Origin of the sequence: Brevibacterium sp. UCMA 11754, assembly GCF_021532275.1 — a bacterium.
Lineage (GTDB): Bacteria > Actinomycetota > Actinomycetes > Actinomycetales > Brevibacteriaceae > Brevibacterium.
Genome location: NZ_JACBOT010000036.1, coordinates 70,643 through 95,550, shown reverse-complemented (window position 1 = coordinate 95,550; position 24,908 = coordinate 70,643). Strand labels below are relative to the sequence as shown.

Below are 24,908 nucleotides of genomic sequence, written 5' to 3'. Positions count from 1 at the left end.
GCCGGAACCTGGTCTGAGGCTCAGGCCTCGCGCAGCTGACGTTTGAGGATCTTGCCGGCGGAGTTCTTGGGCAGTTCGGCCACGAAGTCGACTCGTTTCGGCACCTTGAATCTGGCCAGACGTTGTTTGACATGGGAGAGCACATCGGCCTCGGTGATCTCAGGCTGGTCGGACTTGATGACGACGAAAGCCGTGACCGCTTCGATCCATTTCTCGTCGGCGACCCCGACGACTGCCACCTCGGCGACCTGGGGGAGTTCGAAGATCGCGTCCTCGACCTGTCGACTGGCCACAAGCACGCCACCGGTGTTGATGACGTCCTTGACTCGGTCGATGACCTCAATGAACCCGGACTCATCCACCGTGACGAGGTCACCGGAATGGAACCAACCGTTGTCGAAGGCCTCGGCGGTGGCCTCGGGACGATTCCAGTAGCCCTCACACAGCTGGGGCGATCGGTAGAGGATCTCACCCTGCTCCCCGACGCCGACATCGTTTCCGCTGCTGTCGACGACGCGAGTCTCGACGAAGAAGACGGGCCGACCGGCCGAGGATGCATGGTCATCGTGCTCTTCGGGCCGCAGCACAGTGCACAGGGGACCCATCTCGGATTGGCCGAAGCAGTTGTAGAAGCCGAGCTTCGGCAGCCGCTGCCGCAGTTTCGCAAGCACCGGCCCGGGCATGATCGAGGCGCCGTAGTAGGCCTTGCGCAGGCTCTCCAGGTTACGGGTCTCGAGGTCCGGGCTGTTGGCCAGGGCGACCCATACCGTGGGGGCGGCGAAGAAGGAGTTGATCTCGCGTTCTTCGAAGAGCGCCAGCAACTGCTCGGGAACAGGTGCGGGCACGACGATGTTGTGGGCACCGATGGACAGCAGAGGAATCAGAAAGACGTGCATCTGCGCCGAGTGATACAGCGGAAGAGCGTGGACGACACGGTCCGTGGGTGCGAAATCGAGGCTCATCAGCGATGACATGTATTCGTGCACGAGTGCACGGTGGGTCATGATCGCTCCCTTGGGCGCCGAGGTGGTGCCCGAGGTGTAGAGCAGCTGTGCGACGTCGGTGTCCGCGACATCGAATTCGCCAGGAGTGGGCGGAGCGGTGTCCGTGGCGGTGGCAGCTTCAAGGAGCGTGGCGAAGTCCCTGACCTGCACGGCGGCACCGGTCGGCGTTGCGCTGACTGCGTCGAGGAGATCGGCATCGGCGAAGGCGAACTTCGCTCCGGAGTTGTCCAGAATGTAGTTGAGCTCGTCGTTCTTGAGCTGATAGTTCACCGGCACATGGATGAGACCGGCGCGAGCACATCCGAGGTAGAGGAGGAGGTATAGATCTGAGTTCTTACCGTAGGCGGCGACGCGATCTCCCTTCTGCGCTCCGAGGCCCACGAGTTCACGCGCGACGGCCGTAACCGCCGAGTCCAAGCTGGAATAGGTCCAGGTGCGGTCGCCGAACTCGATGGCGATGTCGTCGCCGAAACGGCCCGCGCTGCGACGCGCGATATCGGCGACGGTCGAGGAGAAGTGAAGATCGGGCGACAGTGTGGTCGATGCATTCGTAGCCATGGCCCAAATCTATAGCCGAAGGATCGCCTGGTGAACCGCGTCTCACATATTTTCCAGGTGTCCCAGACAATTCTGAGCTGCGAGGTCGCACCTGCCGAGGCACCGTGGTGACCATCGCCTGACCGCTGCTGCTCGGATGTAATACTGTGGTGGCATGAGATACCCGAAGGTCAGTGAATGTGTGGACGTCTTCGAAACACTGTGGCCGACGGCCCTGGCCGAGAGCTGGGATTCGGTGGGTCTGGCCGTGGGCGATCCCGATGCCGAGGTCCGTTCGATCCTGCTCGCACTCGACCCCATGGACGCGGTCATCGCCGAGGCGGTGGTGCTGGGCTCGGACCTCGTGTTCAACCATCATCCGCTCATGCTCAAACCCGTGAAGTCCGTCAACGCCGCAACTTTGAAGGGCGGCGCCGTTCACACTCTGATCAGCAATGACATCGCCTTGTTCAATGCCCACACGAATGCGGACTCCGCGCGTGGGGGAGTCTCGGATGCGCTCATCTCCCTGCTCGGCATCGAGGACGCAGTGCCACTCGTCCCTCATGCAGAGGGATCGACCACCGGCATCGGCCGCGTCGGAGACCTCCCCACGCCGACGTCCGTCCGCGATATCGCCCGCACTCTCTCGAACCGTCTGCCGCGGACGACGACCGGTGTGCGCATCGCCGGCGACCCGGCCGCAGCCGTGTCCCGAGTCGCAGTCTGCGGTGGAGCGGGGGACTCGCTGTTCGACGAGGTCAGGGCCAGCGGCGCAGAGGTCTACATCACCGCTGACCTTCGCCACCATCCCGCCACCGAGGCCCGCGACACCGCCAACAGACAGGGAGGTCGACCACAGCTCATCGATGTCTCCCATTGGGCTTCGGAGACCGTCTGGCTCACCGCGGCCGCCGAACAGCTGGAGACCGAATTCGCCGAGCGCGGATTCAGCGTCGCCCTGCAGCATTCGGCGGTCAACACCGATCCTTGGGTCGAACGCTATTGACGCCCTGCACACGACCCCTGCCGCCTCGATGACAAGGAACCCAGAATGCTGATCACCGCCGAACAACGCACAGAACTCGAGTCACTCATCGAACTCGCCTCCCACGGACGCGCGCTGCGGCACGAGCACGACAATCCCACCCAAGCGTCGGCGCTGAAGGACCTCGTGTCTCAGCACAAAGAGCTTGAGACCAAGACGACCGAGGCCGCCGAGGTGGTGGAGAAGTTCCGGACCGAGGTTGCCGAGCATGCCGCGGCCATCGAGACCCAGAATGGCCAGATCAAGAAGAAGACGGTCGAACTCAACGACGGAACCGGACTGACCAGCCGAGATCTCGTGAATCTGCAGGGCGAGATCTCCGGCCATGAGGAACGGGTCGCTGAACTCGAGGAGGCTGAACTCGGTTCCATGGAGGAACTCGAATCCGCTGAGGCCGCCCTCTCAGAGGTGGAGTCCTCCCTCGCCGAGGTGATCGCCTCCGGCCGTACCATGCAGACGGCCATCAAGGACCGCAAGGCGGAATTGGCCACGGAGCTTGAGGCCAACAGTGCCTCGGCTCAGAAGCTGAAGGCCGACCTGCCCGAGACATTGGTCCGACAGTTTGACCAGAATGTCGCTGCGGGCGGGCCCGGGGCCGCGATCCTCAACGGGCCGAACTGCCAGGCCTGTGGCCAGGAGATCAGCGGCATGGCATGGAAGAGCATGCTGCTCGAGGACCCGAATCAGACCTATGAGTGCGAGGAGTGCGAGGCGGTTCTGCTGCGCAAGGGCTGAGGTGGGCCCACGGACTGTGACTGGCCTCTGGGGGCTACCGGGCCTCAGTCGCGCAGGACGATCGTCAGCGCCGCCGGTCGGCTCTTGGCGTGTGGGGTGAACTCGACCTCATAGGACTCTTCTGCCCGTGAGACCAGATCAGCAGAAGTTGTCGGCAGCTCACGGTCGTCTGCGAGCAGTCGGCCGACGAGTTCGCCGCGATAGTACTTCGCCCAATGGGAGACCACGCTGCGTTTGGTGCCGTTGACCTTGACTGCACCCAGGGTCACGACCTGCTCATGCGGGCCCGGCCATGCGGCTCGGTAGTCGCTGGAGCGGCAGTCGAGGATCACCTCGGCGGGGTCGATCGTGAATGATTTGGCCAGGACCGGCTTCCACCACGACGACAGCTTTCCGAGGGTGCCCAGGTCCGTTTTCATCGCCAGCCGATAGGCGGGGATCGGATCGAGACCGTTGACCTGGCCGAAGAGTGCCGAGAACACGTGGACGTTGCGCAGCCGCTGGGCCAGGGTCTCGTCGGCCATGGCATCGGCGACGAGGTCCGGGGCACCCATCGCTTCGTAGAGGACTCCGGAGTACGTCTGCAGGGCCGGGGCGCAGGGGATGGCGTCGAGACTGACGTTGCGTTCGACGTCGGCTGAGAGCGAGGCTCCCACGCCCAACTGATCCAGCGCGTCCTTACGTTTGGAGACCTTCTGCAGGGCACTGAGGACCTTCTTGCGCTGCGGGTTGAGATCCGGTGCCGAAAGCCCTGGGAGGTCGAGTGGGGAACCCGAGCTCGCGGGAGTCTTACCTTCTGAGGGCGGCAATAGGATCTTCACCTCACCATCGTAGGTCCCAACTCCTGGGCCTCGAATCGCTGTCCACGTTAGATTCATCACTGCTGGCTCGAGGCCGCGACCAAGGTTCCCGGCGATGAGGGTAGACTCTTGAACTCGAGGACAGGTCACCAGACGGTCGCGGCTCTTTCACGAGGGCTGAGGAACGTCCGGGCTCCACAGAGCAGGGATGGTGGGTAACACCCACCCGGGGTAACCCGCGGGCCAGTGCAACAGAGAGCAGACCGCCCAGTTCCGACTGGGTAAGGGTGAAACGGTGGTGTAAGAGACCACCAGGGTGCCGGGTGACCGGCGCCGCTGGGTAAACCCCATCCGGAGCAAGATCAGACAGGCGACGTTCGAGGCTGCTCGCCGAGTCGTCGGGTGGATTGCTCGAGGCCGGTGGCAACATCGGTCCCAGATAGATGACCGTCCGTCGAGAAGGGCGACCGACTCGATGACAGAACCCGGCGTATCGGTGGCCTGTCCTCACCTCACATCTGGCAGTTTCGTCAGATCTAAGCAGAGCCCTTCTTCACCTTGGCCTTGCCGTTGTTGGCAGCCAGAATGGCGGCACCGACGATGCCGGCATTGTTGAACAGCTTCGCCGGCTTCATCTCGGCGCGGGTGCTGATCAGGTGCAGGAACTGTGCGTGTGACTTCGAGATGCCTCCGCCGATGAGGATCACATCGGGTGCTACCAGAAGTTCGACCTGCGAATAGTACTGCTGCAATCGCTGAGCCCACTCCACGTAGCTGAGATCCTCGCGCACCTTGACCGATTCTGCGGCCTGGGTCTCCGCGTCACGACCATTCATCTCGATATGCCCCAGCTCCGTATAGGGCACCAGACGACCCTGGGTGAAGAGTGCTGTGCCGATGCCGGTGCCCAGCGTCGTGAGCAGTACGGTCTTCTTGCGGTGCTTCCGTCCGGCACCGAAGGTCATTTCGGCCAGGCCTGCTGCATCCGCATCGTTCATGATGTAGAAGCGGCGGCTGGTGTGTTCGGCGAGAATCGCGGTGATGTTCGAACCGATCCATGACTGGTCGAGGTTCGCTGCGTAGTCCACATGATCATCACGGACGACGCCGGGGAACCCGCAGCCGATGGGCAGGGCGTCGAGTGCAGATCTGTCATCGACGACTCCCAACTCGAGCGCCTTGGACACGAGGAGTTCGACCACCTGTGTGATCGCCTCGGCCACTGCGACAGGGGAGCTGGGCTTGGGGGTGAGCACCCGCACCCGCTTGAACGCGAGGTTGCCGGTCTCCGTGTCGACGAGCGCGGATTTGATTCCCGTTCCGCCCACGTCGATTCCAATCGCGAAGCGTCCCTGCTGATCGTCTGTCATCTCAGTCCTGTCGGGTCGTGGGCCCTGCAGCGATGGCTGCATCGGCATCGGGGAGGGTGAGGATGTCGGCACCGGTCTCGGTGACGACAAGCGTGTGTTCGAACTGGGCGGAGCGCTTCCGGTCCTTGGTGACCACTGTCCAGGCATCGTCCCAGACGTCCCAGTCGACGGTTCCGAGGTTGAGCATCGGTTCGATGGTGAAGATCATTCCCGGTTCCATCACCTCGGCGTGGGCGGGTGCGGCGTCGTAGTGGGGAACGATGAGGCCGGTATGGAACTCCCGCCCCACCCCGTGTCCGCTGTAGTCACGGACGACTCCGTAGTCGAAGCGTTTGGCATACTTCTCGATGACTCGACCGATGACGTTGATCTCGCGGCCCGGCTTGACGGCTTTGATTCCGCGCATCGTCGCCTCCCACGTCCGTTCCACGAGCAGACGGGACTCGTCATCGACCTCGCCGGCATAGAAGGTGAAGTTCGTGTCTCCGTGCATGCCGTCGATGTAGGCGGTGATGTCGACGTTGACGATGTCCCCGCCGGCGATGACCGTTGAGTCGGGGATGCCGTGACAGATCACCTCGTTGAGCGATGTGCACACGGACTTCGGGAATCCGCGATAGCCCAGTGTCGAAGGATAGGCACCGTGATCGCACATGTACTCATGGGCGACTCGGTCGATGGCATCGGTGGTCACTCCGGGCTCGATCATGTCACCGACGGCGGCCAGAGCGTTCGCCGCGATCCTGCCCGCGACGCGGACCTTCTCGATCTCCTCGGCGGAGTAGAAGTTGCTGCCCCTGCCTTCGTCGGCATCGGCGCGGCCGACGTATTCGGGTCGGGTGATGTTCTGGGGGACACCCAGTTCAGGAGAGATGGTTCCGGGCGTGAGCAGGCGAGGCATATCAGTCATGGTGACTTCGATTCTAGAGCGGTTGAGCCCCGATATTCCACAATTGCGCTGCCTGTCGGTGCGAGGGGGCCATCGGAGAGGAATTAGAGTGGGGACAGGTATTGTCGCCTGCGTGTGCGACGACAGGTTGCCACAATGGACGAGATGAAACGGAAGGGGGAACGATGAACGAGCAGACTGCCTCGGTCGGTCCCGAGTTCTCCGGTCTCAGCGATGTGGTGAGTCTGACGAGCGCACCGCAGCAGATCGCTGACCACATCCTCTCGGGCATCGCTGTGGGCGCGCTTCCCGAGGGCACACTGCTGCCCGGTGAACGAGCCCTTGCCGCCGATCTTCAGGTCTCGCGCTCGAGTGTGCGCGCGGCACTGCTGCGGCTGGAGCGTCTCGGAGTCGTCGAACGACGGCGTGGGCGCGGCGGCGGAACTTTCGTGTCCAGCGCGGAACCGACGGCTCTGGCCCCGATGGCCGATCGCATCGGTGAGTTCCATGCCGAACGCAGAAATCTACTCGATGCCCGTGCGATCTTCCAGAACAGTCTGGCCGCGACTGCGGCTCTGCGGCGAACCGAGGAAGAGCTCACGGAGCTCCGGGAGTTGGCACAGAGGTATTCTGAACGCGCCGAGGCAGGTGTGGCCAGAACGACTGACGCGCAGTTCCACTTCGCCATCGCTCGAGCCGGGCACAATCCAGAGCTCGTGCGCATGGCCATCGACATCGACACCAGGATCAACGCGGGCTTCCGCCACGACCCCTTCTCCCACAAGCTCTTCGATCATGCGGTGGCCGATCACGCAGCCATCGTCGAGGCGATCGCCGACCAAGATGCGCTTGCCGCCGGCCAGCTGTGCGAGGAGCACTTCCGGTCGACGACGATGCCGCCGGCCAGCTGAGCCCATTCCGGCTCCGCCGCGGCTTCCGGCGCCCGTCTCCCACGTGTCCAGGACTGCCCTGGAACCATCAGGACCGCCCCGGAACAATGCGGAAGGCCGACACCAGGACAATGGTGTCGGCCTTCCGCATATGTGCTTCGGGCGAGGTTCACCCGAACTCGTGAGTTCAGTTCGCCAGAGCGTGTGCGACGGAGACGGCCTCGAGACCGAAGGCCTCGGCAACGTTGTCGTTGGTGACGTGCCCGTTGTGGATATTGAGTCCACGAGCCAGGCCGGTGTCCTTCGACAGGGCTGCGTGCCATCCCTGGTTGGCGATCTTGACCGCGAACGGCAGAGTCGCGTTCGTCAGTGCGGCCGTGGCCGTGTTGGGCACCGCACCGGGCATGTTCGCCACACAGTAGTAGATCGAGTTGTGCACCTCGAAGGTGGGATCATCGTGGGTGGTGGGCCTCGAGTTCTCGAAGCACCCGCCCTGGTCGATGGCGATGTCGACGAGCACCGAGCCCGGCTTCATACCCGCAACCATCTCGTCGGTGACGAGCTTCGGTGCCTTCTTGCCGGGGATGAGCACCGAACCGATGACCAGGTCGGCTGAGGCGAGGGACTTCGTGATCTCGTATTTGTTCGAGACCTTCGTAGCGATCGCACCGGCGAAGGTCTCATCGATCTGACGCAGGCGGGGGATGTTGATGTCGATGACCTCGACGGCAGCACCCAGGCCCAGGGCCATACGAGCGGCGTTGGTGCCGGCGACTCCTGCACCGATGACGACGACATTGGCCCGTTCGACACCGGGGACGCCTGAGAGCAGGATGCCGCGACCGCCCGAAGCCTTGAGCAGGCTGTGGGCGCCGACCTGCGTTGACAGCCGCCCAGCGATCTCACTCATCGGAGCCAGCAGCGGCAGGCCTCCGCCGTCGGGCGCAACCGTCTCGTAGGCGATCGCGGTGGTCCCTGCACTCATCAGTGCCTGAGTCAGCGCTTCATCTGCGGCCAGGTGCAGGTAGGTGAAGAGGATCAGGTCCTTGCGCAGGAAACCGTATTCTTCGGCGATGGGTTCTTTGACCTTGAGGACCATGTCCCCGGCGGCCCAGGTGGACGCCGCGTCCGCAGCGATGGCGGCACCAGCCTCGGTGTACTCATCGTCGGTGATGAATGACCCCAGTCCGGCACCGGCCTGAACCGTGACTTCATGTCCGTGTGAAACGAGCTCGTGGACACCGGCGGCGGTGATGGCGACGCGGAACTCGTTGTTCTTGACCTCTGTGGGCACTGAAATGCGCATAGCTTTCCTTCTCTCATGTTGCCCCATGATGTTGCCCCATGGGCAGTTCCAGCCAGATCGAACTGTGGCTGAGGATACATCTCACTGTATTCCGTTGAAGGTCTGCAGGGCAAACCTTTATCGCCAGTATTCGTGTAACTGTCTGCGGATTCGGTGGAATATCCACCACACAGGAACGAAAAAACCATATTTTGTCGCATTCAGACACAGAAGCGGTCCATTTTTTGGAGGTCACAGGCGTATGCGGGCGAAGTCGTGCGGTGAGGTCCTGGCGGCGACAGGCAGAACCGGTAAGCTGAAATCTGTCAGGGATTCACCACACCCACGATGAAGGGTTCGATATGGGACTGTTCAAAGATATCGACGATGCCGATTCGAAGTACTACTTCAATCTGAAGACCAACTCGGTTGAGCGTGGCCTGGTCAGCGATGCGGACCACCGCATGGGCCCCTACGAGACAGAGGAAGTGGCTCGAGCCGCCCTCGAGCGGGCCAAAGCCCGCAACGAAGAGTGGGAAGAAGACGACAAGAAGTGGAACGGCTGAGGAATGTCGCGTCAGGAAGAATTCGTTCTTCGCACCGTTGAAGACCGTGAAGTCCGCTTCATCCGCCTGTGGTTCACCGACGTCCTCGGCGGGCTGAAGTCGGTCGCAGTGGTTCCGGCAGAGCTCGAAGGGGCATTCTCCGAGGGAATCGGCTTCGACGGGTCCGCCGTTGAGGGACTCTCACGAGTCTATGAGGCAGATATGGTCCTCAAACCCGATCCCTCGACGTTCTCGCTACTGCCGTGGCGTGGCGAGAAGGAACCTACCGGGCGGATGTTCTGCGATATCCACGTGCCCGGGGGAGAGCCGGCCCAGGCTGATCCGCGCAACGTTCTCAAGCGGACGCTGGCGAAGGCCGCGGAGAAGGGTTTCTCCTTCTATGTTCACCCGGAGATCGAGTTCTACCTGTTCAAGACGGACAACCTCGATCCGAGCACCGGCATCTTCGAGGGAGCCAGGCCCATCCCCGTTGACACTGCCGGCTACTTCGACCATGTCAACGGCGGTACCGCCAACGACTTCCGACGCTCCGCAGTCACCATGCTTGAAGCCATGGGACTGTCCGTCGAGTTCTCCCACCACGAAGCTGGCCCAGGGCAGAACGAGATCGACCTGCGCTACGCCGATGCGCTGACCATGGCCGACAACATCATGACCTTCCGATCGGTGATCAAGGAAGTTGCGATCTCTCAGGGCGTCTACGCATCCTTCATGCCCAAGCCGCTCAACGATCATCCAGGCAGCGGAATGCATACACATGTCTCACTCTTCGAGGGGGAGAACAACGCCTTCTTCGAGCCCGGAGCCATGTATCAGCTGTCGAAGACCGGCAGGCAGTTCATCGCCGGCCTCCTCACCCACGCAGCAGAGATCACCGCGGTGACGAATCAGCACGTGAACTCGTACAAGCGTCTGTGGACAGGTCACGAAGCCCCGTCATACATCTCCTGGGGACACCGCAATCGTTCGGCCCTGGTCCGAGTGCCGCAGTACAACTCGGGAAAGTCCTCCTCCGCGCGTATCGAATACCGGGCTCTTGACTCCTCTGCCAACCCGTACCTGTCCTATGCCCTCATGCTCGCGGCCGGGCTGAAGGGCATCGAGGAAGACTACGAGCTGCCTGAGGAGGCCGAGGACAACGTGTGGCAGCTCTCGGACACCGAACGCCGTGCGATGGGAATCCAAGCACTGCCTTCCAGTCTGTCCCACGCCCTTGAGATCATGGAGCAGTCCGATCTGGTCGCGGAGACGCTGGGCGAAGAGGTCTTCGACTTCTTCCTGCGCAACAAACGGCAGGAATGGAACGACTACCGGGCTCAGGTCACTCCGTACGAGCTCAGCAAACACTTCACCTCGATGTAGTCCTCATGGCCCGGATCACTTCGCGCACCTCGGTCGTCACCGAGTCTGCCGCTCGCTTCCTCGACGAGATCAATGAACTCCTCGGCCAGCCCCTGGCCACCGACTCACGCTTCATCGATCTCCTCGAGGCGACACCGGATCCGCACGCGGCCGCCCTGGGTCTGCTGCGGGTCCTGGAGTCCGCGGGCGAGTCCGCGCCGCAGTTCCTCGATGCCATCCGTTCGGGGACCGAGGCAGATCTCGCCGAGGATGAGATCGACCGCGCTCTGCTGCGACGGGTGCTCGCGGTCATGGGCACGTCCGAGGCGATGGTCGACCACCTCGTGCGGCATCCGGAGTCTCTGCCGCAGCTGGTGGAGCGGTCGCCGTTCCTGATGATCTCCACTCCGGCGGCCTCGGCAGCATCGCTGCGCAACGATCTGCTGGCAAGCGTGGGAGCCGATCCCGATGTTCCGGCACCCACGGCGGACCACCTCGGCGAGGAGGCGATCAAAGATCTTCGTCGCACCTATCGCGATGCACAGCTGCGGCTGGTCGCCGATGATCTCGTCGCCGAGGCGCCCGAGGAGATCGTCGATCATGTGATGGCCGTGCTCTCGGACCTGGCAGCTGCTGCCATGGATGCGGCTCTGGCCATCGCCAGGGCAGAGCTCGATCCTGAGGGAACGGTTCGCATCGCTGTTATCGCTCTTGGCAAGACCGGGGCGCGCGAGCTCAACTACGTCTCCGACGTCGATGTGGTCTTCGTCCTCGATTCGTCGACGAGTGATGAGCAGCGCGATCTGGCCACGGAGGTTGCCCAAAGAATGCGCGGCATCCTCTCCGATGCCGGCGCGGAGCCAGCACTGTGGGAGGTCGACACGGCGCTGCGTCCCGAGGGCAAGGCCGGGGCACTGGTGCGCACGATGTCGGAATTCACCCGCTACTACGCGGACATCGCGAAGAACTGGGAGTTCCAGGCTCTCCTCAAAGCTCGGCCAGTGGCCGGTGACGTCGGGGTGGGCGAAGAGTTCGTCGAGACTCTCCTGCCGCTTGTGTGGGAGGCCGCCAGTCGTCAGGGGTTCATCGACGGCATCCGCTCGATGCGCCGTCGCGTGGTCGACCTCATCCCCGCAGCCGAGGCGCCCAGGCAGATCAAGCTGGGACGTGGAGGACTGCGCGATGTGGAGTTCTCCGCACAGCTGCTCCAGCTGGTCCACGGTCGCACGGACGAGGAGATCCGCACACCGAACACACTCGTGGCTCTGGAGGAGCTGGGCGAGCATGGGTACATCGGAAAAGAGGATGCCTTCGTCTTCTCCGCCGCCTACCGGTTCATGCGCGTGGTCGAACACAGGGTCCAGATTCCGCGGATGCTGCGCAACGCACTCATCCCCGACGACGACGAGAAGCTGCGTATCCTCGCCCGATCGGTCTTCACCTCCGGTTCGCGAAGCGGATCCCGGCTCGAAGAGACCCGCAAGGACTATGCGAAGCAGGTCACCCGTCTCCACGATCAGATCTTCTACCGCCCCATCCTCGACGCGGCAGTCGGAGTGCACGGTGCCGTCGTCGACGCCCATAACCGGGGCAGCAGCATGCAGGCTGCTGCCGACCGACTCCAAGCCTTCGGCTACCGCGACCCGCAAGGCGCTTTGTCTCACGTCAAGGCGCTGACGTCGGGCATGTCACGCACGGCACTCGTCATCAAACAGGTGCTGCCGGCGCTGCTGGACTGGTTCTCCGACGGAGTCAGCCCCGATTCCGCGCTCCTGGCCTTTCGCCGACTCACGGATTCACTGTCATCCTCCGGCTGGTTCCTCAAAATGCTCCGTGATTCCGGTCTGGCCGCGAAGTCCGTGGCCGACGTCCTCTCGCTGTCCGGCTATGCCAGTGAACTGCTGCTGCGCCAACCCGCCGCGGTCGCCTGGTTGGACAATTTCGACAACCTCACACCCCGCGATCCGAAGTCCCTCGAGGCCGAGGTCGGGGGCCTCCTCAAACGACATGCGGCATCTGCGATCACACCGATCCGTGAGACTTACAGCCGTGAGCTCCTGCGCATTGCTCTGCGTGACGTCCTCGATGTCGGGGACCGGGCGAAGGTCCCCGGCGACCTCTCGGCACTGATGGATCTGGCAGTCAGCGGCGCACTGCAGGCCGTTCGCATGGACCTCGACCAGCCCGAGACGCCGCCGTACGAGTTCGCGATCATCGCAATGGGCCGGTGGGGCGGAAACGAGATCGGCTACTTCTCCGACGCCGACGTGACGTTCGTCTACCGCTCTGTCGGCGAGGAGCTCGGGGCCGAGGATAAGGCGAAGCTGAGCAAGCACGTCAACAAGCTCGCACTCGGTCTCGGCAGCCGGCTCAAGGCCAGCGACGCCGCCCAGGGCATCGATCTCGATGCGGATCTGCGACCCGAGGGTAAGAACGGGCCGCTGGTCCGAGCCCTCTCCTCATACCGGGCCTACTATGCGAAATGGTCTCAGCCCTGGGAGGCACAGGCGCTGCTGAGGGCGCGTCCGGTCGCCGGTGACTCCGGGCTCATTGAGGACTTCACCGAGCTCATCGATCCGCTGCGGTATCCGGTGGAGATGACAACGAAGGCACTGACCCAGGTCCGCACGCTCAAGGCGCGGATGGAGGATGAGCGCCTGCCTCGCAATGCGGACAAACGCCGACACCTCAAGCTGGGTCGGGGGAGTCTCTCCGACGTCGAGTGGACGGTCCAGCTCCTGCAGCTGCAGCACGCCCACCAGATTCCCGGCCTGCGGACAACCTCGACACTGGCAGCGCTGAGCGTCGCAGCCGAAGAAGGACTCATCCCCACGGATGATGCCGAAGAGCTCGCGGCCGCATGGCAGTTGGCAACCGATGTTCGATCAGCCGTCATGCTGTATCGGGGACGCACAGCCCAATCGCTGCCGGAGGAGCACTTCGAGCTAGAGGCCACGGCCCGACTGCTCGGATATCCGGCGGGCGGCGGTCACGAACTCGAAGACGACTACCTGCGCACCACCCGCCATGCCAGGAACATCATGGAAGAGCACTTCTACGGTTTCTGAGAAACGCGGTCAGTCCCCATCGAGCTCAAGGCCCAAGAGTGCGTTCTCAACGACCTCGTGCAGAGCCGGATGAATCCAGTACTGCCGCTTTGCCACCTCGTCAGCGCGCTGTCCGAACGCCATCGCCTGGATCAGTGGCTGGACGATCATCGATGCTTCGTGACCGACGATATGGGCGCCCAGGATCTGATGCGTCGACTTGTCCGCGATGAGCTTCACGATGCCGGGGTCATCGGCCATCGCCCACCCATACGCCACGTCGGAGTACTTCTGCACCTTCACACTCACATCGTGACCGGCCCGCCGAGCCTCCTCCTCTGTGATGCCGACGTAGGCGACCTGGGGTGAGGTGAACACGGCGCCGGGAACCGCGTGATGGTTGACCTCCCGCAGATCCGCCTCGGCGGCGCTGCCCGGCTCCCCGGCCGCCACGTCGGCGGCGAGATTGTCACCGACGACATCCGCCTCGTGATTGGCCACGTGTTTGAGCTGGTGCGGGGAACTGATGTCACCGAGGGCGAACACGCCGGGGACCGGCTGTCCGTGGGCGAGGACACGCTGGCGCGAATCGATGCTGAGACGCGCATCATCGAGAACGTCGAAGCCGGCGTCGACCATGTTCAGACCCGTGGTGTTCGGTGTCCGTCCGGTGGCGATGAGAACCGCATCCGCGTCTATCTGTGAGGGAAGATCGACATCGCCGAGGCGGCCGCTTGCCTTCAGCGTCACCGACACCTGGTCGTCGTCGAAACTGTATGAGGCCACCTCGGCTCCGCGGTGGACCGCATGGGTGCGTTCGAAGAGATCCGTGAACTCCTGCGAGACCTCCTCGTCGATGTTGCCGAGCAGGCGGGGGCCACGTGCGATCACGGTCACCTCGGTGCCGAACCCGGCGAAGACGTGGGCGAATTCCATTGCGACGATGCCGGAGCCGATGATGACCAGACGTTCGGGCTTCTCAGGGACGCGCATGATCGAGTTCGACGTGAACACGGGATAGCCGTCGGTGTCCACACGCTGCGGATCCAGGCCTTCGGCGGCGGGGATGACAGGGGAGGCGCCGGCCGCGATGACGATCCGATCGGCAGTGATGTCCTGACCCGAGGCGGTTCGCACCGTCTTGGCCCCTGTGAAGTGAACGTGTTCTGCCACGACAGTGACATTGGGTTGGCGATCGCCGCTGCGGTAGTCCCGGCCTCCGGCCTCGATGGCGTCGACACGGTCGAAGATGCGCCTCTGCAGCGCCGTCCAATCGACGCTGTTGAACTCCGTAGAGAGGTTGTAGGCCTTCGCATCGGCAGCCTGTTCGGCGATCGTGGCGGGATAGACGAACATCTTCGTGGGAATGCACCCGACGTTGAGGCAGGTTCCGCCGAAGTGCCACTCCTCAGCAATCGCCACGTTGAGCCCGGAGAATCGGTCGTCGAGGAACATGTTCCCCGAGCCTGTGCCGATCAGAAGGAGATCGAAATGCGTCATTGTCCATCCCTGTATCAGTTGTGGTCACCATAGAAGGCCGCCCTGCTCAGAAGCACTGAAGGGCGCCACGGGTGACAACCCGTGACGCCCCCACTGTATTCCCTGCAGCTGCGGTCACACATGCCTTGCGGCAGTCCGCGAGCCCTAGGGCCGTGGCTCAGAGTGCGTAGTAGAGCTCGAATTCTGTCGGGGTCGGACGCAGACGTGCAACGTCGATCTCGTTCTCACGCTTGATCCGAATCCACGTCTCGATCAGGTCGGAGGTGAAGACGTCACCCGCGGTGAGGAAGTCGTGGTCCTTCTCGAGCTCGATGAGCGCCTCATCGAGGGATCCGGGGACCAACTTGATGTCCTTGGCTTCCTCTGGTGGGAGCTCGTAGAGGTCCTTGTCGATGGGTTCCGGGGGCTCGATGCGATTGCGGATTCCGTCGAGGCCGGCCATCAGCTGGGCGGAGAAGGCCAGGTAGGGGTTGGTCGACGGGTCCGGCACGCGGAACTCGAGACGCTTGGCCTTCGGCGAGCTGCCGGTGACCGGGATGCGGATCGCGGCGGAGCGGTTGCGAGCCGAGTAGACGAGGTTGACGGGAGCTTCGTATCCCGGCACGAGACGACGGTACGAGTTGATCGTCGGGTTGGTGAAGGCCAGCACTGCGCCGGCGTGTTCGATGAGGCCGCCGATGTACCAGCGAGCCAGATCGGAGAGCCCACCATAGCCGTTCTCGTCGTAGAACAGCGGTTCACCGTTCTTCCACAGCGACTGGTGGCAGTGCATGCCCGAACCGTTGTCATCGAAGAGCGGCTTGGGCATGAAGGTGGCCGACTTGCCGAGTTCGTAGGCCGTGTTCTTGATCACGTACTTGAAGTCGAGGAGCTGATCGCCGGCATGCTGCAGGGTCTTGAACTTGTAGTTGATCTCCTGCTGTCCTGCGGTGCCGACCTCATGGTGGGCCCGCTCCATCTCGAAGCCGATCTGCTCGAGCGTCAGCGACATCTGATCGCGGATGTCGGCGAACTTATCCTGAGGCGAGACAGGGAAGTATCCGCCCTTGAACGGGGTCTTGTAGCCGAGGTTGCCGCCGGGCTCGTCTTCGCCCGTATTCCAGGCGGCTTCCTCGGAGTCGATCTTGTAGAAGCTGCTGCCCGGGGTGTTCTGGTAACGGATGGAGTCGAAGAGGTAGAACTCCGCCTCGGCGCCGAAGAAGACGGTGTCGGCGATGCCGGTGCTCTCGAGGTAGGCCTCGGCCTTGGCCGCAACCTGGCGAGGATCTCGGGAGTAGGGCTCATCGGTGAAGGGATCGACGATCGAGTGCGTGATGACCAAGGTCTTGGCCTCACGGAAAGGGTCGATGTAGGCCGATGAGACATCGGCGAGCAGCTTCATGTCCGATTCGTGGATGCCCTGGAAGCCCGTGATTGAGGAACCGTCGAAGAGCAGACCTTCGGTGATCTCTTCCGTGCCGTACGAGGCTGCAGGAAGGTTGAAATGCTGGACGACACCGGGAAGGTCGCAGAAACGGACGTCAACGAATTTGACGTCGTTCTCCGAGATGTAGTTGACGAGTTCTTCAGCAGACGAGAACACTTAGTCTCCTAGTTAGATTATGGTGGTCGTTTGTCTTGACCACCCCCAATCTTAGTTGCAAGCAGGTGAAGTGGTGATGACGTCCATGTTTCGGGCATGTTTCCTGAGGGGTTGTCCAGGTTCGATTTGGGTAAGCTGGGTCCGTGATTAATCGTGATGACCTCGGTTCCTGGCTTGAGGGGCCCAAGATTGAGCGAGAAGACGGCGATTGGCCGGGCAGGCGCTTGGGTTTGCCGGAGAACGGCTCACATTCACTCGCTCCCGCCTGGCGCAGACTGCTGGGGCTCCTGGTGGATTGGTTCTTGTGCCTGGCCATCGCAAACCTCATCGGCTCGTCCAATCCGTTCCTGGCTCCGGGAATCTTCGCACTGGAGCACTTCCTGCTCGTGTCCACGCTCGGATACACGGTCGGCCACAGGATCTTCGGCATCGAGGTCCGTCGCCTGGACGGTCATGTTCCGGGGTTCGCCAAAGCACTCATCCGCACTGCTCTGGTCGTCCTCGTCATTCCCGCGCTGATCTTCAACCGCGACAATCGCGGTCTCCATGATCTGGCTGCCGGCACACTCATTCTCAAACGCTGAGGCCTTTCCCGGCTGGGGACCGGTCGTCCTGGCCGAGAGCAGTTCGTGCAGATGCGAAACTGCAGAGCAGTGGGGCACCGACTCGATCGAGTCGGTGCCCCACTGCTCTTTACTGCGACTGCTGTATTACGTCGGTGTGGACCGCTGCAGTGCGTCGGTGTGTGAGCGCAGAGATCAGCGTCCGCGCATCGCCTTATGGTTCGGGCGAGCCTTGTTCGGGTCGATGCCCTTCGGGATCGGAGGACGAGTCCCCTGAGTGCCGAGAGCGGCGAGGCGATTGCGCACGGCAAGCACTTCGTTCTTATTGAGCTTGCGCGGAAGCTTCTGCACGGCCGGCACGACCTGCTTCATCTTCAGCTGGCCATCCTCGTTGCCTCCCTGGAACGTGTGAACCGGGACATTGGGCAGAATGCGTTCGTGGCGCTTGCGCTCCTTGGCCAGCAGCTTCGCGCTGCGACCCTTCGGTCCTTCGCTGAGCAGAACGACTCCCGCACGTCCGGTCGAGCGGAACACGAGGTCGCGGCTCTTCGGGTCGATGGCGATGGGCTTGTCGTCCATCAGGTAGCCGCGGCGGGCGGTGTTGAGGACGGCACCGAAGGCTCCGGGCTGGCCGTCCATCTGTGCGAAGGCTGCGGTTTCGGCAAACCGGCCGAGCATGAACATGCCGAGCAGCAGACCCACCATGAAGCCGAGGATCGTTGTGAAGACCGCTCCGCCGAACAGAAGTCCAGCCAGCAGGCCGATGAGCGTACAGCCGAGGATCGCCGCGGCCAACAGCCACGGGGTGGCCTTATTGTGCTTGGCCGACAGCTCGTAGACCTGCTTCATCTGCGCCAGACGTCCTGGCTTCTTGTTCGGGTCCTTGGGCTTCCGGCGGAAAAGTCCCTTGCGCGGTTCTTCGCTCATGCTCTCACTTGCTCTTGAATGGCGTATCGGCGTCGGGGCCGGGCCCCGAGCGCTCTCATTGCTCAGCAGTCAAGTCTACCTCTTCGCCCGGACCGAATGTATCCACAACGGCCTGAGCCTCCTGCTTGGCAGGAGTGTGCCTGTCAAGGTGGGACAGATGGGCGGGGATCTGCTCCCCACGGTGGCGCATAGCGGTCGCCCACAGGCGGCCGGCACGGTACGAGGAACGCACCAGGGGACCGGACATGACGCCTGAGAACCCGATGTCCTGTGCTGCATCGCGCAGCATCACGAAGTCGGCCGGCTTGACCCACCGAGTGACGGGATGGTGGCGCGGGGAGGGCCTCAGGTACTGGTTGATCGTGATGAGGTCACACCCAGCCGCGTGCAGGTCGCGCAGAGTCTCGATGATCTCGTCGTTCGTCTCACCCATGCCCAGCATGAGGTTGGACTTCGTGATGAGGCCGGCCTCGCGCGCCCGGGTGATCACGGACAGTGACCGCTCATAGCGGAAGGCCGGACGGATCCGCTTGAAGATGCGGGGGACAGTCTCAACATTGTGAGCCAGCACCTCCGGACGCGAGGAGAAGACCTCGGCGAGCTGATCGGGTTCAGCGTTGAAGTCAGGGATGAGGAGTTCGACGCCCGTACCGCTTCCATCGGTGCTGTCGAGATTGTGGATCTGACGTACGGTCTCGGCATACAGCCATGCACCGCCGTCGTCGAGGTCGTCGCGGGCAACTCCGGTGATCGTCGAGTAACGCAGACCCATCTCTCCGACGGAGGCTGCCACACGGCGAGGTTCATCGGCATCGAAGTCGGCAGGCTTTCCTGTATCGATCTGACAGAAATCACAGCGTCGTGTGCACTGTTCGCCACCGATGAGGAACGTCGCTTCGCGATCTTCCCAGCACTCGAAGATATTGGGGCAGCCGGCTTCCTCGCAGACAGTGTGCAGCTCCTGCTTGCGAACCAGTGATTTCAGAGACGTGTATTCGGGACCGATATGGGCCTTTGCCTTGATCCAGGCTGGCTTGTCTTCGATCGGCGTCTCTGAGTTCCGTGCTTCGACACGGAGCATGCGACGGCCTTCTGGCGCTATGGTCACGTCTATTCTCCTAGGCTGTGATGTGGTGGTGCAGGATCTCGTCGAGGCGGCTCGCGACATCTTCAGGTGTCACGCTTCGGCCGAGTTCTGCACTCATGGTCGTGGTGTCGGCGTCCGCGATCCCGCAGGCGATGATCGGTTCGTAGGCAGCGAGGTCATTGCTGCAGTTCAGTGCCAGACCGTGCATGGTCACGCCTTCGTGGATGCGGATGCCGATTGCGCCGATCTTCCGGTCACGGCGGGTTCCGTCTCCGAGGATCCAAACACCCGCGCGTCCCTCGACGGTCGTGGCTTCGATGTCGTATTCAGCGAGGAGTTCGATCATCGAATCCTCGAGCTGAGAGACGAACAGTCTGACCTCTTTGGTGTCGTTGAGCTTGTACACGAGGTAGGCGACGAGCTGACCCGGTCCATGCCAGGTGATCTTCCCTCCACGGTCGACATCGACGACCTCTGTGCCGTCGGTCGGCCGCTCGTGGTCTTCCGTGCGTTTTCCGGCAGTGTAGACCGGCGGGTGTTCGAGCAGGAGAATCGTTGAGCTGCGATCCCCCGCAAGCACTTCTTCGTGATACTTCTTCTGCAAGTCCCAGGTTCGCACGTAGTCCGAGTAGACGGGTGCGAAGCCCAGTGTTTCGGTGACCAGAGGCATGCCTCCAGACTATGTCTCTTGTCCCGGGGGTTCAATTTCATTGAAGATGAGCCTCGACACCTCTGGGTGCGGGAACCCTGTTGACATATCCCGCGCTATCAAACAGTATTAAATAGAGTCAAACATGATCATATAGCATTATAAATGCCGCGTAATCCATCGACGGAGATGACGAACAATGACGTGGGAACTCCAAGCACCGGTCTCTGATGACATCCATCGACTGGTGAATGCTCAGGGGCAGACGCTCTGGGGAGTCGCCCATGGCGGCTTCGACGCAGATCACCCGGACGCTCTCGGCATCGCCGAGGTCGATCTGCCTACCGGCCGCACCTCGCTTCTCCTCGTGGAACCACTTGCCGGCGGCCTCGTCCTCGACGCTGTCCGTTCCTACCAGGGGCTGGTGGAAGGCGAGTTGAGCACGCTCTTCCTCGGCATCGCCGACGAGCTGCGGGGGAGCAGCGACGCGCAATCCCGTCTCAGCCTTGAGAGCATCGGCCTCGATGCCGATGGCCACCCCCGGATCATCCCCGGAATCAGCCGGACATCGCCGGCCTCGACCCGATTCGCGGTCGGAGAGATGATCTTTCACGCGGCGCACGGTCGTCCGTGGGAGCAGAGTCCCCTTCCGGTCTCCGTCGCTCTGGCAGGCTGTTCCCAGCCGCTGCAGACATTGGTCGCACAGCTGCTGGGCGACTCGTGCGCCGTCTCCGGTCTCAATGACACCCTCGACGAGGTCAGCGCGGCACTGCGTCGAACCGGGGCCGCCAGTGCGCTCCCGCTGCTGCCTGCTGAACCCGACCTCGACCCCGGACAGGCCCTGACGGCGCGATTGCGAGCAGCCAAGTCGCCCACGCCCGTGCGTCGGCCCGATACCGCGACGGCGCCAGGTCGATCCGAAGCCACAGGCACAGGCGCCGCGGGTCGGCTGCGGGCAGCCAGCCGTGAAGGTGTTCGCAGGCGACGCCGGGAACCTCGCCGAAGCCGGGTGAGTCCAAACCTGCTGACTCGTCTGTCAGCAACCATCGATGAGGGCTGTCGCAGTCTGCTGGATCGACTGCAGACTGTGGAACGACGACAGAAGCTGACGACCCGGCCGCGAGCCTGGGCTCTCCTCGCAGTTTTCGTGACGATCCTCGGCGGGGCCGTCATGGTCAGGTCGTGGAGTACGGAGGGAACCGCCGCCTCGGTGAGTTCGCCAGAGGACTCGGGCCCGTCTTCGGCAGAGAGCTCCGTGCCGGGAACGATTGAGCCGGACAGCGATGCCGAGAGGATGTCGGACAGGCAGGTCCTTGCCCTGCTGGATGACCTCTGCCGAAAGCGCTCAGATGCATTGAGCGCCGGTGATGAGCAGGCTTTAGCGGCACTGACCGTCCCCGACTCCTCAGCTGCAACGGCCGATGAGCTGCTCGACCTCCAGGCCTTCGTCGGCAATGATTACGCGATCGAGTTGGATGATCCAGTCGTCAGGGAGCGGACGGACGACCACATCCTGGTCCGGGCCCGCATGTCGACGAGCGTCACGGCCGAAGGGAAGGAGTCAGGGTTCGAGCCCACCCACGTCGAGTTCGAGTTGGTGCCCCATGGCAGTGCCTGGAAGATTCTCGCAGTCACGGAGACCGACGGTTGAGTGCGGGAGATCGACGGTTGAGTGGGGGAGAGGCCTGAAGGCATGAGAAAGGCCGGCCACATCAGTGACCGGCCTTCCCATTTCCCTGGAGAGTCTGGCGACTCACCTCAGGAACTGGTCCTGGAACATATCAGAGCTCGAGGTCCGCCTCGAAGTTGCCTTCTTCCAGACGCGCCTTGATCGTCTGCAGGAATCGTCCTGCATCCGCACCGTCAACCAACTGGTGGTTGTAGGTCAACGGCAGGTAGACCATGTCGCGGATGGCGATGGACTCTTCCCCGTCTGCAGTCTTGACGACGATCGGACGTCGCACGATCGTACCGGTGCCCAGAATGCCCATCTGCGGCTGGTTGATGATCGGAGTATCGAACAGAGCACCCACCGAACCGATATTGGTGATGGTGAACGTTCCACCCGAGAGCTCATCAGGCATGATCTTGTTGTTGCGAGTCCGGTCCGCGACATCGTCGATCGACTTCGAGATCCCGGCGATGCTCAGGTCGCCAGCGTCCTTGATCACAGGCACGAGGAGTCCACGGGGGGTGTCCACCGCGATCGCCAGGTGCTCATGATCGAAGTACGTGATCTGCTGAGATTCCAGATCGTACTGTGCGTTGACCTTCGGGTGCTGCTTCAGCGCCTCGACGACGGCCTTACCGAAGAACGGCAGGTAGGTCAGCTTCGAGCCGTGCTTTGACTGGAAGGCTTCCTTGTTGGCCTTGCGCAGTTTCACGACCCGTGTCATATCGACCTCGACCACCTGGGTCAGCTGAGCCGATACTTCGAGGGACTCGCTCATCCGTTTGGCAATCGTCTGTCGGATGCGCGAAGCCTTCTCCGTGGTGCCACGAAGTTTCGCGGCCTCTTCGGGAATCTCGAGCTTGAACGTTGCCTTCGCACCGCCGGCTGCCGGAGCTGCCGAACCCGACGTTGCCGAACCACGATTCGCGGCCGCGGCGACGACGTCATGCTTGCGGATGCGTCCGCCCACACCAGTGCCGGTGACGGAGCTCAGATCGACTCCCTCATCGCGTGCCAGACGGCGAACGAGAGGGGTCACATATGCTGCATTCTCACCAACGGTGTCAGCAGCGGCGGGAGCAGGTGTTGAGCTCTCGGACTTCGCCGCGGCAGGCTTCGAAGCGGCCGGAGCAGAGGCTTCCTGCTTCGGTGCTTCTTCTGCGGGCGCGGACTTCTCGTCCTCGGCGGGTGCTTCTTCCTCTGGCTCCTCAGCAGGGGCTTCCTGAGGCTCTTCGGCCGGGGCTTCCTCTTCAGCGGCGGAAGACTCTGCCGCAGCCGACTCCGAATCGGCGGATCCCGAGTCGGAGGAGGCGGGAGCGCCTGAGCCGACGCGAGCCAACGGTGCGCCGACCTCGACGGTCTCGTCCTCTTCGGCCAGGTGTGCCTGAACTGTTCCTGCCACGGGGGAGGGGACCTCGGTGTCGACCTTGTCGGTGGACACCTCGAGCAGAGGTTCATCGACCTCAACTTCTTCGCCGACCTCTTTGAGCCACCGAGTAACGGTGCCTTCGGTCACGGACTCACCAAGCGCTGGCATGGTGATCTCCGTGCCTTCGCCCTCGGAACCCGGTGACGCCGGTGCTTCAGCAGCCGATTCGTCTGCGGAGTCAGAGGCTCTCTCCTCGGCTTCCTCTGCCGCTGCGGGCTCGGATTCCTCAGTTGCTTCAGAGGAGTCCTCGGCTGCTTCGGAGGAGTCCTCATCGGACGTGTCCTCTGCCTCGGTCGAGTCTGCGGAATCGGATCCGCTGCCGTCGCCGATATAGGCAAGGTCTCCACCGACTTCGACGACATCGTCTTCGTCGGCCAAGATCTTCTCCAGGACACCTGCGTACGGGCTGGGGATCTCCGTGTCGACCTTGTCGGTCGACACCTCGAGCAACGGCTCGTCTACTTCGATTTCTTCACCGACGGATTTCAGCCAGCGGGTGACTGTTCCTTCGGTCACCGACTCACCGAGAGCCGGCATCTGCACGGAATTCGACATGTCTTTCGTCTCCTCGGATCTTAAGAGTGGAAGTGCAGGGGTTTGCCGGCAAGGGCCAGGTGGGCCTCGCCGAGTGCTTCATTCTGCGTCGGGTGAGCGTGAATGAGTTGCGCAACTTCCTCTGGGAATGCCTCCCAGTTGACGATCAGTTGGGCTTCGCCGGCCTGTTCGCTCAGTCGAGCACCGATGCCGTGGACGCCGACGACGGGCCCGTCCTTCTCACGGATGACCTTGATCAGACCCGTGGTATTCAGGATCACGGACTTGCCGTTGCCACCCAGGTTGTATTCGATGGATTCGACGCTGTCGGCTCCATACTGCTCTTCGGCCTGCTTGGACGAGAGTCCGACAGAGAAGATCTCGGGTTCGCAGTAGGTCACGCGAGGAATACCGGACTCCAATACAGGCACCGGGTTGAGTCCAGCGATCTCCTCGGCGATGAAGATTCCCTGACCGAAGGCACGGTGGGCCAGCTGCAGGCCGGGAACGATGTCGCCGCAGGCGTAGATGTTGCCGACTCCGGTGTGGAGTCGCTCGTTGGCCAGGACGAATCCGCGGTCCATGGGGATGCCCTGCTCTTCGAAGCCGAACCCGTCGGTGACCGGGCCACGGCCGACTGCAACGAGGAGGTACTCGGCTTCGAGGACCGAACCGTCTTCGAGAGTCACCTTGACTCCGTCGGCGGTCTCTTCGACGCCCTTGAACATGGTGCCGAGCTTGAAGCCGATCTTGCGCTTCTTGAAGGCACGTTCGAGGTTCTTCGAGATCGTCTCGTCCTCGTTGGCCACGAGGTGCTTGAGTCCCTCAACGATGGTGACCTCGGCACCGAACGACGACCACACGCTGGCGAACTCGACGCCGATGACGCCGCCGCCGAGGACGATCGCCGAGCCGGGGACCTTGTCGAGCTCGAGAGCTTCGGTGCTCGTGATCACACGCTCGGTGATGTCGAGGCCGATGGTCTTCGACGTCGAACCCGTTGACAGGAGGACGTTGGTGCCGGTGACGGTGTGCTTGCCGTCTTCACCCTCGACCTCGACCGTATCCTTGCCGACGAGCTTGCCGGTGCCGAAGTACGTGTCGATTCCACGTGCTTTGACCAGACCCTGCAGGCCTTTGTAGTTACGAGAAATGACATTGTTCTTGTAGTCGAGAACTTTTTCGATGTCGATGCCCTTGAATTCGACCTCAATGCCGAAGTTGGACGATTCCTTCGCTGTGTCGGCGACTTCTGCAGCATGCAGAAGCGCCTTCGTCGGAACACAACCGCGGTGCAAGCATGTGCCGCCAACCTTGTCGCGTTCGATCAAAGCAACCTTCATGTCGAGCTCTGCAGCGCGCAGCGCGGCAGCGTAGCCGCCGGTTCCGCCGCCCAGAACGACAAGGTCGTAGGTCAATGAGTCACTCACGGATTACTCCTCGTAGCTGTGAA

At 62.6% G+C, this 24,908-nt stretch carries 20 protein-coding genes and 1 other RNA gene; 9 read left to right on the top strand and 12 right to left on the bottom strand.

The features are described from left to right. Positions 1–20: 20 nt before the first annotated feature. Entirely contained in the window at positions 21–1,562 is a 1,542-nt protein-coding gene (locus HX613_RS20600) for a fatty acyl-CoA synthetase (RefSeq protein WP_235347031.1), read from the bottom strand. Positions 1,563–1,716: 154 nt separating this feature from the next. Between HX613_RS20600 and HX613_RS20595 the strand changes: the two genes are divergently transcribed. Continuing rightward, a complete protein-coding gene (locus HX613_RS20595) occupies positions 1,717–2,550 on the top strand; it encodes a Nif3-like dinuclear metal center hexameric protein (protein ID WP_235347030.1) in 834 nt (277 codons plus the stop codon). Between the two features lie 45 nt (positions 2,551–2,595). Then, a complete protein-coding gene (locus HX613_RS20590) occupies positions 2,596–3,324 on the top strand; it encodes a zinc ribbon domain-containing protein (protein ID WP_235347029.1) in 729 nt (242 codons plus the stop codon). A gap of 44 nt (positions 3,325–3,368) precedes the next feature. On the opposite strand, the gene HX613_RS20585 is transcribed toward HX613_RS20590, so the two are convergent. Continuing rightward, positions 3,369–4,145, bottom strand: a complete 777-nt coding sequence (locus HX613_RS20585) for a YaaA family protein (RefSeq protein WP_235347028.1) — start codon at positions 4,143–4,145, stop codon at positions 3,369–3,371. Positions 4,146–4,265: 120 nt separating this feature from the next. Here HX613_RS20585 and rnpB point away from each other — a divergent pair. Next, an RNA gene (rnpB, locus tag HX613_RS20580) (RNase P RNA component class A) lies at positions 4,266–4,633 on the top strand. Positions 4,634–4,660: 27 nt separating this feature from the next. Here rnpB and ppgK read toward each other — a convergent pair. Together ppgK and map are read right to left on the bottom strand one after the other, a co-directional pair. After that, entirely contained in the window at positions 4,661–5,494 is an 834-nt protein-coding gene (ppgK, locus tag HX613_RS20575; RefSeq protein WP_235347027.1) for a polyphosphate--glucose phosphotransferase, read from the bottom strand. A 1-nt stretch (position 5,495) separates the two neighbouring features. Further along, positions 5,496–6,404 (bottom strand): type I methionyl aminopeptidase, encoded by a 909-nt coding sequence (gene map / locus HX613_RS20570; protein WP_235347026.1) that lies wholly within the window; start codon positions 6,402–6,404, stop codon positions 5,496–5,498. A 164-nt stretch (positions 6,405–6,568) separates the two neighbouring features. On the opposite strand from map, the gene HX613_RS20565 reads away from it, so the two are divergent. Then, complete coding sequence (locus HX613_RS20565; RefSeq protein ID WP_235347025.1) at positions 6,569–7,294, top strand: FadR/GntR family transcriptional regulator; 726 nt, start codon at positions 6,569–6,571, stop codon at positions 7,292–7,294. 166 nt (positions 7,295–7,460) lie between these two features. Here HX613_RS20565 and ald read toward each other — a convergent pair whose 3' ends face one another. Further along, positions 7,461–8,579: an alanine dehydrogenase gene (ald, locus tag HX613_RS20560; RefSeq protein WP_235347024.1), complete on the bottom strand. Its 1,119-nt coding sequence runs from the start codon at positions 8,577–8,579 to the stop codon at positions 7,461–7,463. A gap of 341 nt (positions 8,580–8,920) precedes the next feature. Between ald and HX613_RS20555 the strand changes: the two genes are divergently transcribed. The 3 genes from HX613_RS20555 to HX613_RS20545 are packed head-to-tail and all read left to right on the top strand — an operon-like array spanning position 8,921 to position 13,533. Next, positions 8,921–9,124: a hypothetical protein gene (locus HX613_RS20555; protein WP_235347023.1), complete on the top strand. Its 204-nt coding sequence runs from the start codon at positions 8,921–8,923 to the stop codon at positions 9,122–9,124. A gap of 3 nt (positions 9,125–9,127) precedes the next feature. Then, the gene (gene glnA / locus HX613_RS20550) at positions 9,128–10,486 is read left to right on the top strand and encodes a type I glutamate--ammonia ligase (RefSeq protein WP_235347022.1); all 1,359 of its coding nucleotides are present in this window, start codon (positions 9,128–9,130) and stop codon (positions 10,484–10,486) included. Positions 10,487–10,491: 5 nt separating this feature from the next. Further along, positions 10,492–13,533 (top strand): bifunctional [glutamine synthetase] adenylyltransferase/[glutamine synthetase]-adenylyl-L-tyrosine phosphorylase, encoded by a 3,042-nt coding sequence (locus HX613_RS20545; protein WP_235347021.1) that lies wholly within the window; start codon positions 10,492–10,494, stop codon positions 13,531–13,533. A gap of 9 nt (positions 13,534–13,542) precedes the next feature. On the opposite strand, the gene HX613_RS20540 is transcribed toward HX613_RS20545, so the two are convergent. Then, a complete protein-coding gene (locus HX613_RS20540; protein WP_235347020.1) occupies positions 13,543–15,012 on the bottom strand; it encodes a mycothione reductase in 1,470 nt (489 codons plus the stop codon). Between the two features lie 157 nt (positions 15,013–15,169). Further along, positions 15,170–16,594 carry a type I glutamate--ammonia ligase gene (gene glnA, locus HX613_RS20535; RefSeq protein WP_096160705.1) on the bottom strand — a complete coding sequence of 475 codons (1,425 nt, stop codon included), beginning with the start codon at positions 16,592–16,594 and terminating at the stop codon, positions 15,170–15,172. 143 nt (positions 16,595–16,737) lie between these two features. On the opposite strand from glnA (HX613_RS20535), the gene HX613_RS22880 reads away from it, so the two are divergent. Next, complete coding sequence (locus HX613_RS22880) at positions 16,738–17,178, top strand: RDD family protein (RefSeq protein WP_235347019.1); 441 nt, start codon at positions 16,738–16,740, stop codon at positions 17,176–17,178. A gap of 174 nt (positions 17,179–17,352) precedes the next feature. On the opposite strand, the gene HX613_RS20525 is transcribed toward HX613_RS22880, so the two are convergent. Genes HX613_RS20525 through lipB form a run of 3 tightly spaced genes read right to left on the bottom strand, consistent with a single transcriptional unit; the run spans position 17,353 to position 19,841 of the window. Continuing rightward, on the bottom strand, positions 17,353–18,084 hold the full coding sequence (locus tag HX613_RS20525; protein ID WP_235347018.1) for a DUF4191 domain-containing protein: 732 nt from the start codon (positions 18,082–18,084) through the stop codon (positions 17,353–17,355). A gap of 55 nt (positions 18,085–18,139) precedes the next feature. Next, positions 18,140–19,192 (bottom strand): lipoyl synthase, encoded by a 1,053-nt coding sequence (gene lipA, locus HX613_RS20520; protein WP_235347017.1) that lies wholly within the window; start codon positions 19,190–19,192, stop codon positions 18,140–18,142. Between the two features lie 10 nt (positions 19,193–19,202). Beyond that, complete coding sequence (gene lipB, locus HX613_RS20515) at positions 19,203–19,841, bottom strand: lipoyl(octanoyl) transferase LipB (protein WP_235347016.1); 639 nt, start codon at positions 19,839–19,841, stop codon at positions 19,203–19,205. 178 nt (positions 19,842–20,019) lie between these two features. On the opposite strand from lipB, the gene HX613_RS20510 reads away from it, so the two are divergent. Beyond that, positions 20,020–21,471 (top strand): hypothetical protein, encoded by a 1,452-nt coding sequence (locus tag HX613_RS20510; RefSeq protein ID WP_235347015.1) that lies wholly within the window; start codon positions 20,020–20,022, stop codon positions 21,469–21,471. A gap of 130 nt (positions 21,472–21,601) precedes the next feature. Here the strand turns inward: HX613_RS20510 and sucB are convergent, their stop codons facing one another. Further along, complete coding sequence (gene sucB, locus HX613_RS20505) at positions 21,602–23,476, bottom strand: 2-oxoglutarate dehydrogenase, E2 component, dihydrolipoamide succinyltransferase (protein WP_235347014.1); 1,875 nt, start codon at positions 23,474–23,476, stop codon at positions 21,602–21,604. A 20-nt stretch (positions 23,477–23,496) separates the two neighbouring features. Beyond that, complete coding sequence (gene lpdA / locus HX613_RS20500; protein WP_235347013.1) at positions 23,497–24,885, bottom strand: dihydrolipoyl dehydrogenase; 1,389 nt, start codon at positions 24,883–24,885, stop codon at positions 23,497–23,499. Positions 24,886–24,908: the final 23 nt, after the last annotated feature.

What these genes read in the sequence shown, in the direction of transcription:
- HX613_RS20600 (WP_235347031.1), bottom strand. Translation starts at nt 1,562, where the DNA reads ATGGCTACGAATGCATCGACCACACTGTCGCCCGATCTTCACTTCTCC.
- HX613_RS20595 (WP_235347030.1), top strand. Translation starts at nt 1,717, where the DNA reads ATGAGATACCCGAAGGTCAGTGAATGTGTGGACGTCTTCGAAACACTG.
- HX613_RS20590 (WP_235347029.1), top strand. Translation starts at nt 2,596, where the DNA reads ATGCTGATCACCGCCGAACAACGCACAGAACTCGAGTCACTCATCGAA.
- ppgK (WP_235347027.1), bottom strand. Translation starts at nt 5,494, where the DNA reads ATGACAGACGATCAGCAGGGACGCTTCGCGATTGGAATCGACGTGGGC.
- map (WP_235347026.1), bottom strand. Translation starts at nt 6,404, where the DNA reads ATGACTGATATGCCTCGCCTGCTCACGCCCGGAACCATCTCTCCTGAA.
- HX613_RS20565 (WP_235347025.1), top strand. Translation starts at nt 6,569, where the DNA reads ATGAACGAGCAGACTGCCTCGGTCGGTCCCGAGTTCTCCGGTCTCAGC.
- ald (WP_235347024.1), bottom strand. Translation starts at nt 8,579, where the DNA reads ATGCGCATTTCAGTGCCCACAGAGGTCAAGAACAACGAGTTCCGCGTC.
- HX613_RS20555 (WP_235347023.1), top strand. Translation starts at nt 8,921, where the DNA reads ATGGGACTGTTCAAAGATATCGACGATGCCGATTCGAAGTACTACTTC.
- glnA (WP_235347022.1), top strand. Translation starts at nt 9,128, where the DNA reads ATGTCGCGTCAGGAAGAATTCGTTCTTCGCACCGTTGAAGACCGTGAA.
- HX613_RS20545 (WP_235347021.1), top strand. Translation starts at nt 10,492, where the DNA reads ATGGCCCGGATCACTTCGCGCACCTCGGTCGTCACCGAGTCTGCCGCT.
- HX613_RS20540 (WP_235347020.1), bottom strand. Translation starts at nt 15,012, where the DNA reads ATGACGCATTTCGATCTCCTTCTGATCGGCACAGGCTCGGGGAACATG.
- HX613_RS20525 (WP_235347018.1), bottom strand. Translation starts at nt 18,084, where the DNA reads ATGAGCGAAGAACCGCGCAAGGGACTTTTCCGCCGGAAGCCCAAGGAC.
- lipB (WP_235347016.1), bottom strand. Translation starts at nt 19,841, where the DNA reads ATGCCTCTGGTCACCGAAACACTGGGCTTCGCACCCGTCTACTCGGAC.
- HX613_RS20510 (WP_235347015.1), top strand. Translation starts at nt 20,020, where the DNA reads ATGACGTGGGAACTCCAAGCACCGGTCTCTGATGACATCCATCGACTG.
- sucB (WP_235347014.1), bottom strand. Translation starts at nt 23,476, where the DNA reads ATGTCGAATTCCGTGCAGATGCCGGCTCTCGGTGAGTCGGTGACCGAA.